General features: G+C 30.4%; 12 protein-coding genes. 1 reads left to right on the top strand and 11 read right to left on the bottom strand.

The features are described 5' to 3' along the window. Positions 1-2 precede the first annotated feature (2 nt). The 10 genes from RV14_RS06070 to RV14_RS06025 all read right to left on the bottom strand — a co-directional run bounded on the left by RV14_RS06070 (position 3) and on the right by RV14_RS06025 (position 9,945). Positions 3-854, bottom strand: coding sequence for an NAD-dependent epimerase/dehydratase family protein (locus RV14_RS06070; protein WP_071855402.1), 852 nt, complete (start codon positions 852-854; stop codon positions 3-5). Beyond that, a complete protein-coding gene (locus RV14_RS06065) occupies positions 854-1,999 on the bottom strand; it encodes a glycosyltransferase (RefSeq protein WP_071855401.1) in 1,146 nt (381 codons plus the stop codon). Before RV14_RS06065 ends, RV14_RS06070 begins: the two co-directional genes overlap by 1 nt. A gap of 16 nt (positions 2,000-2,015) precedes the next feature. Beyond that, on the bottom strand, positions 2,016-3,092 hold the full coding sequence (locus tag RV14_RS06060) for an EpsG family protein (protein WP_071855400.1): 1,077 nt from the start codon (positions 3,090-3,092) through the stop codon (positions 2,016-2,018). After that, positions 3,092-4,129 carry a glycosyltransferase family 2 protein gene (locus tag RV14_RS06055; RefSeq protein WP_071855399.1) on the bottom strand — a complete coding sequence of 346 codons (1,038 nt, stop codon included), beginning with the start codon at positions 4,127-4,129 and terminating at the stop codon, positions 3,092-3,094. Before RV14_RS06055 ends, RV14_RS06060 begins: the two co-directional genes overlap by 1 nt. Before the next feature lie 5 nt (positions 4,130-4,134). Then, positions 4,135-5,139 (bottom strand): WaaS/CpsH family glycosyltransferase, encoded by a 1,005-nt coding sequence (locus tag RV14_RS06050; RefSeq protein ID WP_245785480.1) that lies wholly within the window; start codon positions 5,137-5,139, stop codon positions 4,135-4,137. Then, positions 5,136-6,263 (bottom strand): glycosyltransferase, encoded by a 1,128-nt coding sequence (locus RV14_RS06045; protein ID WP_071855398.1) that lies wholly within the window; start codon positions 6,261-6,263, stop codon positions 5,136-5,138. Before RV14_RS06045 ends, RV14_RS06050 begins: the two co-directional genes overlap by 4 nt. A gap of 7 nt (positions 6,264-6,270) precedes the next feature. After that, the gene (locus RV14_RS06040) at positions 6,271-6,963 is read right to left on the bottom strand and encodes a sugar transferase (protein ID WP_071855397.1); all 693 of its coding nucleotides are present in this window, start codon (positions 6,961-6,963) and stop codon (positions 6,271-6,273) included. A 939-nt stretch (positions 6,964-7,902) separates the two neighbouring features. Then, a complete protein-coding gene (locus RV14_RS06035) occupies positions 7,903-8,610 on the bottom strand; it encodes a CpsD/CapB family tyrosine-protein kinase (RefSeq protein WP_071855396.1) in 708 nt (235 codons plus the stop codon). A gap of 11 nt (positions 8,611-8,621) precedes the next feature. Further along, the gene (locus RV14_RS06030; RefSeq protein ID WP_071855395.1) at positions 8,622-9,329 is read right to left on the bottom strand and encodes a YveK family protein; all 708 of its coding nucleotides are present in this window, start codon (positions 9,327-9,329) and stop codon (positions 8,622-8,624) included. A gap of 151 nt (positions 9,330-9,480) precedes the next feature. After that, complete coding sequence (locus tag RV14_RS06025) at positions 9,481-9,945, bottom strand: membrane lipoprotein lipid attachment site-containing protein (protein ID WP_071855394.1); 465 nt, start codon at positions 9,943-9,945, stop codon at positions 9,481-9,483. A gap of 290 nt (positions 9,946-10,235) precedes the next feature. Between RV14_RS06025 and RV14_RS06020 the strand changes: the two genes are divergently transcribed. Beyond that, positions 10,236-11,672 (top strand): helix-turn-helix domain-containing protein, encoded by a 1,437-nt coding sequence (locus tag RV14_RS06020; protein ID WP_174544640.1) that lies wholly within the window; start codon positions 10,236-10,238, stop codon positions 11,670-11,672. A 206-nt stretch (positions 11,673-11,878) separates the two neighbouring features. Here the strand turns inward: RV14_RS06020 and RV14_RS06015 are convergent, their stop codons facing one another. After that, positions 11,879-12,073, bottom strand: a complete 195-nt coding sequence (locus tag RV14_RS06015; protein ID WP_071855393.1) for a hypothetical protein — start codon at positions 12,071-12,073, stop codon at positions 11,879-11,881. Positions 12,074-13,936: the final 1,863 nt, after the last annotated feature.

Below are 13,936 nucleotides of genomic sequence, written 5' to 3'. Positions count from 1 at the left end.
TATTACACCTTACTATACTTTTTATTTTTATACTGATTTAAAATTTTTTGAATTTTTTTGTTATTTCCCCATACCGCTTTAGAATCATATTTTCTATCCGGATATGCACCATACATCAAACGAACATCAAGTTGATTATCCGTAATAAACTTTTCTACGCGTTCTTTCAATTTAACCGGATAACCGGAACAAATATTGATGATACCAGTAATTTCATCTTGTTCGACAGTTGCGGCCACCTGCAAACAAAATTCATCATAATCAAGAAAATCGTATTGGTTTTCTCCCATAGTGAAAGGAAAATCTTTTTCTTGAGTGCTCGCTTTTTCAAAAATTTTTGAAAAAATGGAACTTCCTCCTGGTTGATTAGAGACAATATAATACGCACGTAACCATTGAAATTTTTTACCTGTTTCTTTTGCCATGAAAGAACTAAAATTCCTTAAAGAGTCTTTAGCAATCCCGTAATAACTCATTGGATGTGTCGGGGTGAATTCGTCAATGCATCCTTCATAAAAACCAACTTCATGCATGGACCCCATGACTGCAATTTTATCAATATCGGATAAGAAAAACTTTTTCAAAAATAACGCATGGTCAGATAAATTTCTAATATGACTTTCGGCGTTATGAACAAAGCCATCCTGCCATGCAAGATGAAGCAAAATATCCGGCTCACCAAAATAATGATAAGGATCTTCTATATTGAAAAGACTTTCTTGATAAATAGCAGCTTTTTTATTTATTCGGTCGGTACTGACATCTGTGGCTACTACTTCATAGCCATCTTTAAGCAATTGATTGACAATTCCTGTTCCTAAATAGCCATTTGCTCCAGTTACTAATATTTTCATTATTCTTCACTCCTAAACGCGAAAATGTTCGCTATTATTTTTTCCCATGAGAAAAGGTCAAGTAACACCTGATCTTCAATCAATGATTGTTTTTTGTCTAAAAAATGAAGCATTTCATCAATTGAAATAGGAGAATCGTCATCCTTTACCTGATGAATATTCTGCTTTATTGCTTTAAAAAATGGCGTTTGTCCTGAAGTGATGATTGGTATTCCTTGATAAAGTGCCTCTGACACTTTAATTGCTGTCTCATTATCAGCACCTCGCAAATGCAACTTTAACGTTCCAGCTGCGATAGACGCTTGCTTATAAATCTGTTCTAGTTCTTCACGGTCTTTATACCCATGGAAAATAATCGTTTTTTGCAATTGATAGCGAGTAACTAATTGCTTTAACTCACCAATTACTGAACCGCTGCCTACAATATCAAAAAAAATGTCTGGATCTTTACTTGTCTTCGTTTGATAATAAAGCCTTAAGCCTTCCACCAAGCGATCCAATCCATGATAAGGATAGAAGTTTCCTACTGCAATGATACGATAGACTGATTGTTCTTCCCTTTTTTTATAAAGATTGACTTTTAAAACATCTGGGTCTACGCCATTGTAAAATGGGATCATCTTTGATGTTTTCTTACCTAATGTTTTTGCTGCAATAACAGCAATTTTGTTACATTGTCTTTTATATAATTGATCCCCAAAATAATTCCATGCTAAACTTAATCCACCTTTTAGCTTATTTGGAGAAACATTCCATTGTTCTTTATAATAAGGAAAAGTAGGAATCTCTAAAATTGTTTGAATGCCTTTTTCTTTAGAAATGCGTAACAATTGATGCATGATGTGGGTATAATATTGATCTCGAAAATAAAAAAATGTCCATTTTTTTGTTAGCAATAGGTCTTTTGCTGCTTCTTGTATGGCTTTTATCTTTTGACGGTTATTCCTTGCAAATGTGTCTTTTAGCTTACTGTCATTCGTCCATCGTGTGTCATAAAATTCACGGATACGTATTTCTTGATTAAAGTAGTAAAGCAGCCAACATTTTTTTTTATGATTACTCATATACTTTGCTTGGGAACAAATTTTTTTAAAAATTCCACCATTTTCTTCTGCCGAAATTCCACTCAAAAATAAGATACTCACTGTATTTTGTCCTTTCTTATAGAAGTTCATTATGATAAAATAACGGATTAAAAATCCTATCTGGCATCGAAATTGAAAAGTAAGAAATATAAAACCATGCTGCTAAATTAATTATTAGCAAACACACTAACACGAGTTGATAGTAGGTCATTTTTTTGTATTTATAACATGCATTAATGACCGAAATATAAATTAAAGGTAATGTTCCTCTTGCTACACGATAAAATTCAACAGAATACCAAAGTAAAGGGAGAAACATCAATAAAAGTACGGATGCATAAAACACATACTGTGAGAACATTTTATTTTTTGGACTAATCGTACTTTTTGGAACAGCTAAATTCGCCCAATAAGCCAACAGAGCATTTAATAAGAAAAGCGCAACTACTTGAAGAGAACCATTGGTAATCGTTTCAGTGTATTGTTGAATTCGCCCATAGTTTGTGGAAAATCCTTCAATTAAATAATTTAAATACGGTGGTGTACCGTTATAGATGGTATAGATCATTTCTAAAATAGCTGCACCACCAATAGTGATCTGGATAAAAAAATTTTTGTTTTTCGAAGACAGTAACAAAAATATTAAATAAAACAAACTAATGGTATGGAAAAAACTTGCAAAAATAACCCCAAAGAAATATTTTATTCGTTTGTTTTCTAATAGACATGGAAAGAAGTAGATCACTATGGCAATAGCCATTACATTTCTCAACTGAATCGTATCAATAAAAAATAAAAATAACGTATATATAACTATAAAAAAGTGACTGTTGCTACAATACCTTTTGATCGTTGGATTAATCAAAAGAAGTGAAAATAGAAATACCATGCCCCGCATACCAAAAAGACCGACATGAAATTGCCGACACAACTGAACGAAATAGTAGAAACCAAATTCTGTTGCTTTATATTTGATTTGTGCGTCATTAAAATAAGTGGCTTTGTAATAAACCATATCGGTGTTCTCGGTTCCGCCGGCAAATATTAATCCTAAAATAAACACACTTAACAAAAGCAATAATTTATTAGGTTTCTTTCTAAAGACTGCAAAAATATTTATTATCAGTACCGTTAAATAAAGTGTGAGAATCATTAAGAAGACACCCTGCTTACAATTTTTTTCATCGTCGTAGTTCCTTGAATCAAATGACTCAATGCGCGATATTTCTGTTTTTTCATTAATTGATTGGCTAATTTTAAATATTGCCGATAAAATGCAGAAGTTTCTACAATTACAGGTTCATTGGTGGAAGTCTGAGACAGCAGCCAATGTATCTGTTGCAACACTTCTTTTTGCTTATTTTTTTTTCTTGCAAATTGAGAATATATACTTAAGCCGTATCTTAAAAAATAAGTATAACCATATTTCTTATAGTAAAAGTATGCCTCTTTACTAAATTCAAGATGATTTAGCGTGTCGATAAACCATTTAAAGTCTTCAATTACTAACGGATTGTTTTTAAGTGAAGTACTGGTCAGTTCCCGCTGACTGTATACATAAACAATTTCCGGTACTAGTTGGATTGTTTGACACTTAGAAACATAATTGAAGTTAAATAAAGTGTCTTCTTGGCCATAGCGAAATCTTTCATCAAATTTCAGTTGGTAATCTTCAATTATTTTTCGACGATACAAACAATTCCATAAATGAAAAAAAGTCATTTGATGATCTAAATTAAATAAAGCAGCCGCAATATCTTTTTGATTACTTAACAACTTTTTCTCATAAACATAGTTCACTTCTGATCGGACTGCTTGTTTTTGATCGATCAACTGCATTTTTTTACTACCTACGATCATATCTGCTTGCCCGATTTGCTTCACTAAATGGACGTATATGTTGCTGTCTATTGTATCGTCTTGATCAATAAAACTAACGAATTCACCTGTGGCATAAGCCAAACCAGTATTACGTGCTGCACAGATTCCTGCATTTGATTTATGAATCAACACGATTCGATCATCTCGTTCAAGAAATCGCTGGCAAATTTGATAACTATCATCTTGTGAGCCATCATCAATGAGAATCAATTCAATATTTTCATATGGCTGATCCAATAACGCCTGAATCGTCGTTTCTAAATAAGAATGCCCATTATAAATGGGAACAATTACACTAACTTTCTCCAAAGTGTCTACCTCTTTCCGTTAAAAATCTGATCCAACCATGTTGCTAATTGATATTTTTTATAAAGTTCTTCCTCTAAATCTTGGTAATCTGATTCAATAAACGTTTGGGGAATCACTGGTTTTTTTCGATCTACCACACAAATATTCGTTGGGTGATAAAAATCATATTTTTTCACTTCTGGATTCGTTGTAATCAATTTTCTTTTCATTCCATGTGTCTCTATTGTGCGCATAGTCAATCCTGATTGATTGGCTAATTCTAAATCTAAAACGATTTTACTGTTCGCAGCGATCTCACTTACTGTTTTTTGAGAAAGTTGTCGATAGATAAACTCATTTTTTTTAGCTGATGCAAGTGTTTTTGTCTTGTACTTGTAATAATAAAAATGCCACATTGAAGGAAGATATAATTTGAAATAATAGGTGTATTGTTCTTGTTCACAAAGTTCTTTTACTTGATTAACAAATGAATACCGCATGCTGTGGCCAAACCCAACAAAAGAAAATAAATAGCGTTCGTCTTTTTTCTTATTTTGATCAGAGTCTGTATAGAATAATGGTAAAAAATTTAACTTTGAATATGTTTGACAGTCTCTTGCATCAAAACTGTACAGATAATCAAAGTAGTCAAAATAGCTTGTAACTTGAGAAAATGTAGCAACTGAATCCCATAAATAAGCAATTTTAGGAATATCACCTAATTCCTTTGTTAATTTCTTGATAAACTTTTCAGGAAATAGGACTGGATTGATGACAAAAAAATAATCATAGCGTTCTTTTGCCACCTTCGTCAAAATTTGATTTAAATAATTTTCTCTTAAACCATTAAATTTAGTCGAAAGTTTCATTTTTAAATGTGAATCAGAAGGTAATGCATTATAATAATCTACTTTTGCTCCCTTCTTTTCCAATTCTTTCGTAATCAGTTCTGGATAATCGTAAAATTTCCAAGCAATGAATAGTATTTTTTTCCCTTTCAACTCTTGTTCCACTCCTACTCCTTCTTTCAACTTTCTCCTTGATAATATGTTGTAATTTTTTGAATCATTTGATTTAATGAGTAATTTTTTTGATACACTTCAATAATTTGATTTTTATCATAAGTTTGTGCCTCATTGAGTATTTCTTGTGCAAATCTTTTAGGATCTTTTGTATTTAATAGACGTCCACCACTGATTTGACTAATAATCTCTTCGACCCCTGTTACTTTTTTACCGATAATAGGAACACCTGCTCGAATCGCTTCAATTAAAGAATAAGGTAGCCCTTCATATTTTGAAGTAATCAAATAGCGATCATAGCCTGCCACAATCTGTTCGCTATCGGTTCTTTCTCCTAATAAATGAACATTTTGAGTCAAACTATTTTCTATTAAAAAATCATTTACTTCTTTGAAAAGTGGGCCATCTCCTGCCCACACAAAATGATAATTATCATTTTGTTGAATGACTTCTTTTGCAATCTCCATAAACAAAAAAGGATCTTTTTGAAAAGACAACCGTGCGTTATTACCAACGACAATATTCGTTTCCTTCAACCCTAAAGATTCTTTTACTTCTTTTTTAGAGGGAAGTACTATCTCAGGCAAGCCGTTATGAATCACTGCAAACTTAGCAGATCTGTCCAAATGCAAGTTGATCGCCGCTGTCTTTTCTTCTTCAGATACATTAAATGTCATTTTTGTCGCATATTTGCTTAGCAGCCGCTCGATCCATACAAACACCTTTTTTTTGAGTGACTTAAACTCTGGCGACAAAAAGGAATAGGCATGAGGCGTATAAAAAATCCGATCAATATGATTTCTTTTAGCTGCTACACGCCCTAATGCCCCAGCTTTTGAACTATGACAATGAACGATATCTGGTTGAATAATTTTGATTTGTTGATTTAAAAATTGATAAGTAGCAAAATCATTTTTAAAATGAAGATTTCTGGTAAATGTAGGACAAGGAATAACAGTGGCTATTTTTTTTAGTTTCTCATATTGATTCATAAAACAGCTATCTGCTTTATCTGTTCCGTGAATGAAGTAGATTTCAAATTTGTTTTGGTCTAAATACTCAATCAATTGAATGAGATGTTTTCGCAATCCGCCTGCCATTGATTCACTGATTAGCAGAACTTTTTTTTTCATTTTGACTTCAACACGCTCCTTCTGGATGAAAAATGACAAAAACCGTTCGATAAATGATTTTGAAATCCATAGAAAGACTGCGCTTTTCTATATATTCCAAATCCAAAGACACCATTTCAGAGAAATTGACGTTACTGCGCCCGTTAATTTGCCATAATCCCGTGCACCCCGGTTTAACTAATAATCTTTGTTCATCGTATGGCGTATACTGAGCGACCTCTCGCGGCAAAGGAGGACGTGGACCAACTAGACTCATATCTCCTTTTAAAACATTCCATAATTGTGGCAGCTCATCCATGCTTGTTTTACGAATGAATTTTCCAAACTTTGTTATTCGTGGATCTTCTTTCATCTTGAACATAGCACCTTCTACTTCATTTTTGTAAAGTAATGCAGGTAATTTTTTTTCTGCATCCACGCACATCGAACGGAATTTATATATTTTAAACAACCGTTTATTTTTACCTACCCGATTTTGTGAAAAAAAGATTGGCTGTCCCGGCTCATCCAGATAGATCTTTAAAGCAATCCAAAGTAAAAGCGGGGATAAAACAACAAGCCCAATGAAACTCAGGACAATATCTAGGATTCTTTTAGATATCTCATAAATTTTTTTTTGCTCTAACTTGACTCGATAAAATTGAATTTTTGGATTAAACTGTTTTTGCAATTCTTTTGTTACTTCAATATTTTCCCTCATTCCATTGCCGCCTTTCTTTCTCAAATAGGTTCATTTAACCAACTAACCTAAAGAAAGTTATTTTTTATCATCCAACTACTCCGTTTTTTTATAAGATACCTCTTGGCTTGTTTTACTAGCTTTTTTCATTGTTAAAACTCTTGAATCATCTAATTTTAGAACCGCACATTCTTTTTTCTAAACGATATATCGAAATATCTGACGTAATCATTTAAGTAAGATCTACTCAATCAATTTTTCGCTGTTTCTATATTTTTGAGCTAAATAACCTACTCTACTTAAAGCTATTTTTGCGTCAGTCACTATCTCTTAAAAAAAGTAAATAATTAAAATTATTGATAAAAACTGGATTACTAATGAATAACGCCTCTTCTCTAACAACTAATCTGAAGAAAAATTTATCGAATAATATTTCATTGGTTGCAAATTTAATCAAAAGGAACAATCATATTTTTAGCTTTTTTTGTTTTACTTCTGTTGGCTATTTCAATCATCTTTTCGTTACTTTTTAAGTCGGCTTAAAAAAATAACTATCGTTAGGAATAAATGTTCCTATCAATTACGTGCTTTCCTTTTTCTATGTTTTCTTACTTCTTAAAATTTTTCTTTTATTTTTAGATCAGAAATTATTGCATATTACAGAATACCTCTACAGTTACTAGCTATTATTTTTAACCATCCTTTTTTTTATTCACTGCGACATATGCCCATAATCAGCACCAAAAAAACACTGATATTCTGCTCACTAAAGGCATTGTTATGCCCTTTATTCTACGAAAACACCAACTTAATTTTTTTTAGTTTTTTTTAGTTTCAGCAATAATTATTTTAAAAAATAAAAAAATGTCATTCCACGAAAAATAACTACAGAAAGTGTTTTGGCTAACGCACTTTCTATAGTTATTTTTATAGGATCGTTTATTTTAGAAATGACCCATTTTATGAACCATAGTAATAATACCCTTGATCCTCGTCTTCTTTTGAAGCATTATAAACGACTCCTAAAACATTAGCATTCACTAATTCAAGCAAATGTTTGGCTATCTGAAAATTTGTTTTTTTGGTTAACTTTTCACTTACTACCATAATTGTAGCATCTACCTTTGATGCCAATATCTGTGCATCTGTCACTGCAGATAACGGTGGTGTATCAAAGATAATCACATCATACATATTTTTTAATTCTTCAATCATTTTTTCCAAACGTACTGAACCCAATAATTCAGCCGGGTTAGGTGGCTTCGGTCCACTAGTCATAATAAAAAGATTTTTTTCAAAACTTTCTTGGATACATTCTTCCACCTTGACATTCGTCCCTAGCAATGTACTTAAACCTACGTGCTTTTCCAAAGAAAAAATCTTGTCCAACGTCGGTTTACGCATATCTGCATCAATTATCAATACACGTTGACCAAAATTAGCGTAAACAACTGCTAAATTGGCAGCTGTAGTTGATTTACCTTCCCCAGCTCCAGGAGAAGTAATGACTAAAGTTTGTAATTTTTCGCCATAAGGAAAACTGTACTGAATATTTGTCCGAATGGTTCGATAGCGTTCTGTAATAGGGGAAGTTTTATCCGTTATTGTAATTAAGTTTTTTCTAACAGCACCATTTCGTGTTTTTCTTTTTCTTCGTGTTTTTCTCATGAATTACACCCTTATTTTTTTTTTCGTTTTTGCTTGATGTCTTTCTCATCGATATAGGGAATACTACCTAACACTACCGTATTGAACTCATTTCGAATCGTGTCACTGTCACTAATCGTTCGATCCATAAACTCTAAAATCAGCACAAACATCAATCCAATAAACAAACCAGTAACGAGTCCTTTTGCTAGAACCATTTTTTTATGCGGCTCAGTTGGCTTTTTACTAAGAGTTGCTTTAGAAATAATTGAAATACGATCAACATTAAGCAACTGCTTTGCATTTTTCTGGAATTTCTCAGCAGTTGTATTTGCAATGTATTGTGCAAGTTTAGGATCTGGATCCGTAGCAACAATTGAAAACATTTGAGAATTTTCTTTTTGTTTAATGTTTATAAGATTTCTTAGCTGCTCAATAGTCAGATGAACACCAAAATTTTTCTCTAAATCTTTTGCTACTTCATTCATGATCAAATCGCCGGTAATGATGTCTTTATAAGTTGTAATCATCTGTAAATTGCTGTTAACATCATTGATATCTGCTGTTTCATTTTTAGGCAACGTAACAATCAACTGCGCTTGCGATTCGTACTTTGGAACTAAGACAAATGCAATTAACAGCATTGAAGTAATTAAACCTAATAAAGCTGAAATGACAATAGCAAATTTCCTTTTTTTTATGATACGCCAGAATCTTTCTATATTTACTGTTTGCTCCATCCTTATCCTCTTGATTCTCCCTAAATAAAATTATTTAAAACCTATTTGTTCAGTACGTTAGATAAATGTTTTTTAGAAAATTTGAAAGGCCGTCAAACAACATCTACTCCTTGCTTTTGTTGATTCTACATACAATTACAGCTACATTTTCTTAATCAATCTTACTAAAATTATTTTTTTCAACATTTGTTACGTATTTGATTACTGTGTATTTATCTAGTGAATCAGGTTTTTCAAAAGATAAAATCAAATCAAAATCTGATTCTTTTCCTTCATAACTATATTTCCCATAAATTTCTTTCACGTTTTTATATTCTTTGTCTTTCACTTTTATTGTTTTTAAGTCAGCAGTTGATAATGTTTCTTTGATAAATTTTAATTTCTTTTGGTCGTATTTGTTTTGTTGAGCAATGGTTTCTTCAGCAATTTTTGTTAACTGTTTTAATTGCATCTCTTGTTTATCTATCCAAGTCTCTTCACTACTTGTTTGACTTGTCTGAGTTATTTGCTTCGTTGATTCTGTCGTTGACTTATCTGCTACCTTATCCGTTGACTTTCCAGCAGAACATCCTGCCAATGCCAAAACCAACATACTTAGTGATATTATTTTTTTCATCTGTTCTTCTCTCCTTATACATCTTTACAATGGATTAAAAATAAAATTTAATTAGCTCTATTAGTATAGTATTTTTCCTTATAATACTTTCCTAATTTTTTTATAGAACCATGTCAAAAAAATAATAATAAAAAAAATCTCAATTGAAATTGTTTATAGAATAATTACGGTTGTCTTTATTTGTATTTAATTAGCACTGTTTTAAATAATCAAATAAATGAGGTTTTCCGTCATGTTCAGTGGAGTTCACTAAGATAAAGATGATCAGATTTGGTTTAGGAGGATTTAAAATGATTGAAGACTATATAGAAAAAGATATCATTAGAAAAGTGAAATTAGTTGAATTTTTATTTGAATTAAAAGAGATTAACGTCAGTGAAGCAGCTGAAAGATTAGGGGTAACGTTTAATACAATTAAAGCCGATTTTCAAAAGCTAGTCATTCGTTTAGAAGAAGATATCGATTACTATAAGATGACTAGCAGCCAGTTGTTGATTTTTTTCAAACCTGAGATTCGTCGCTATGACCTCATTAAACAAATCTATCAAGATTCCAATTTTTTAAGAGTCTGCTCTAGGTATATCATGGGTGAAAATGATTATTTAACACTCGTAGATGAAGAATTTTTGTCTGTTACTAAAGTATTTAAGATAAAAAAAGATGTGGAACAATATTTTGCAGAAGCTCTTTCTCCAATTGCTAAAACTCCAGAAGAATCCCATGAATTACAATATCGCTTTTTGATTCTTTCTATCTGGATGCGCTGTGACTACTTAGATACGCAAGTTGACCCCGAAATTATGAACAAATCTGAAATATATGCAGACAAAATACTCCATATTTTATCCAGTCGTTTAAATAAAACACAATATATATTTTTCAAATTAGCTATTTATCTCTCACTATCACGTCAAAAAAGCACTCCTGTGATTATACCTGAAGATATAATGAGTATTTCTGAAGACGGTCTTATTTTTAATATGTTTAAAGAAATATTTACACAAAATGGAGAAACGTTATCAGATGAAGAGCTTGTTTACTTAGCTATCATTTATCGCACTTTACCTTACAATGCACCTAATTATTTTATGGTAGAAATCGACTATTACTATGTGAGAAATCGCTTAGTATCAAACTTTAAAGAAATTGATTTATTAATTGAAATGTTTGAAAAAGAATTTGGTATTAACTTATATGGTAATATTTTATTTGAGGTTCCACTGTTTAATTTGTTATACACGAGTGCTTTAAATATCGGGAACTTTTTGGTTACCAAGCATATTTTCTTAAGTGCAGAACAACTTGCATTACTAAATAAAGTAAAAGCTATTTTAAAAAAATGGCGAGAAGAACTGGACACACCAGTTCAGCAAATTCCTTATTTTCACCTTCAAGCCTTTTGCCAATTGACCTCTTTTATCTTAACTAATGGTAATAAGTCTAAATTAGGAATCGTCATTGTTGCTGAAAGTGAAACCTCGCATATCTCTTTTCGAAATTCCTTAGAAAAACGAATGTCAACTAGTGATCTATTGATTGACACAACTCTTTACTATTCATTAGATGATGTGCCTAAATATATTAAGGATACCGACCATTTAATTATTTGCGAACGAACACTTCTAACGAAAGAAAATTACGATAGCAAAAAAATTTATCCAATTTCATTAAGCTCATTATCATCAGATATAAAAAAAATTGCTACATGCATCATGAACTTCGATTAGTATTTTTTTATATTTGAAAGAATTAGCAAACAAATTTTTCCTAGTGGTTTGCTAATTCTTTATCTTTTTTCTATGAACTATCTTAGCGATCATTAATAATACTTCAACGAATTAAACACTCGTTTCTACAAATAATCTTCCTTTTAATTACCACTCAGTAACATATCGAATGGACTTGCTTTATGAATAAAAAATGATTTTTTCATTCATGCGTCTATTCCCCCTGAAGTAGTATCTTCTTCAATATATCCTTGCTCTCGTAATACTTTTTTTGTCACTACATAATGTTTGACACCTGCTTCTACAATCACTACATTCGTTAAAATATTAGATATTTTACCTACAGCATACTCTTTTGACACGGCAGGTGCAGAAACACGAATACCAATTTCTAGTTTCATCTTCATTTCTCCTAACTGTCTGAAAATTATTTACCTTATCATTATAAAAATTTACTTTTTTCTTTTTTACAATTATTTTGATAAAGAATTCTTCTAAGTAGTTAAAAAAGAAAGAAAGAGTTAAACTTTTAAAACTGTTTTTTAATATTAAAAATTTATACTTGCAAACATGAGAACAGTGAATAAAAAAAGCCTGTTATTTCTATATCTTATGTTATCAAAACATTCCTCAATCTTTTTTTATCTATTTAACTTTTTGTTCGTTTTTTTATCAATTTAATCAATAAAACAATTATTTTTTATTTTTAAAAATACCTTTATAATACTGTTTTTTGTTATTTTTATGTTTTTAAATTACAGAAATAAAGGTTATTTTATTATGTTTCCGCTTACAAATATACTTTTTTTATGAAGAAAAAGAAAAATTTATTGACGTTTTTTTAATTTTTTATATAAAAAAGAATAAAATAAATTAGATTAAATTTATTTTATATCGAAAGAAACACTATATTCATAAAAAAACGCTTGAAGTAACCTTCGAAAACTACTTCAAGCGTCTTAGTTGCTATTCTTGTTTTATCAGTGCTTCAAAAGTAAAACGAATCGGTCACAACCAAAATTTAAACTTTCAATAGTAAATTTATTCGTAGATACTCAAATTTTATTTCCAATATACATATTGTTTTCTAATTTTGAAACACTATTTATCTACTAGGTTGAACGNAAACAAGCAACAATCCTGTGGCTGATGCAGCTAGTAATTGTTTGCGAATTTTTTTCGCTTTCGTTAAATTTTTTTTATTTGACATTACTATGTCCTCCTACTTTTAATTATTAAGAACAAACACTTTTAATAAAAGAAAATTACGGTAGTGCTAAAATGAACTTTCATTAATGTTTTTTTATTTTCAATTGTATCCTTACTCTCGTAATAATTTCTTTGTCACACGATAATATTTACTTCTCCGAACACCCTATTCATTAAATTATTCGTCATTGTATCTACAGCTTATTCTTCTGATTATACCAAGTACAAAAATAGTTATTTTAGATTCTAATTGTATGTTCCCTAACGATATAAAAATTACCTATTCTTATAAGGAGATAAACTTTAATGACTATTTTTTAATATTTAAATAGTGTGTTTAAAGTAATAACAAAATAGAAAAAGCGCGTTCTTTCGGCATTATGTTATCAAAAAATAAATTTATCTTTTTTTATCTATTTAATTAATTAAAAAAATATTTTTTATTTTTAAAAATGCCTATATTATGCCGTTTTTTATCATTTTTGTTTTATTTAGTTCTAAAAACACAATCCATCTTTCAGAATTTTTTTATTACTTTGTTATTTTTTAAATAAAAAAATAGTAGTATTTATTATTTTTTTAACACAATCTAAAAAAATAATAAAATTTTTAGAAATCATTTTTTGTCAAAATAAATATTAAACTCATAAAAAATACTTGAAGAAATTCTTACTTGTATTAACTCTCAAAAGTTCGTTTCTTTTAATTATTTGATTCCATTTTTTTTACAGCATACTATGATTTACTTATTTCTCAAGACATTTTTAAATAAAAATCCGACCTCAAAAAAGTTCAACTTTTTTGAGGTCGGTTCAACTGATTGCTCGTCTTAATTCAATTCTTATTTTATTGGTACTTCGCCAACAAAACTTATTTCTTTAATCGTAAATTTATCCATAGAAGCTGAAATTCTATTTTCACTATACATTTGAAGTCTATTTGCATTATTTATCTATCAGACTGAATTACAGGAACTTGTTGACTCACCAAAACATTTCCTGCTTCATCCAAACCTGCTAATGCTACTGATTTTGAAGCGGCAGTAATTTTGTTAC

The organism is Enterococcus ratti (genome assembly GCF_001886195.1).
Taxonomy (GTDB): domain Bacteria; phylum Bacillota; class Bacilli; order Lactobacillales; family Enterococcaceae; genus Enterococcus_B; species Enterococcus_B ratti.
Note: the sequence above shows the minus strand (reverse complement) of the source record. Positions and strands in the feature narration are given on the sequence as shown.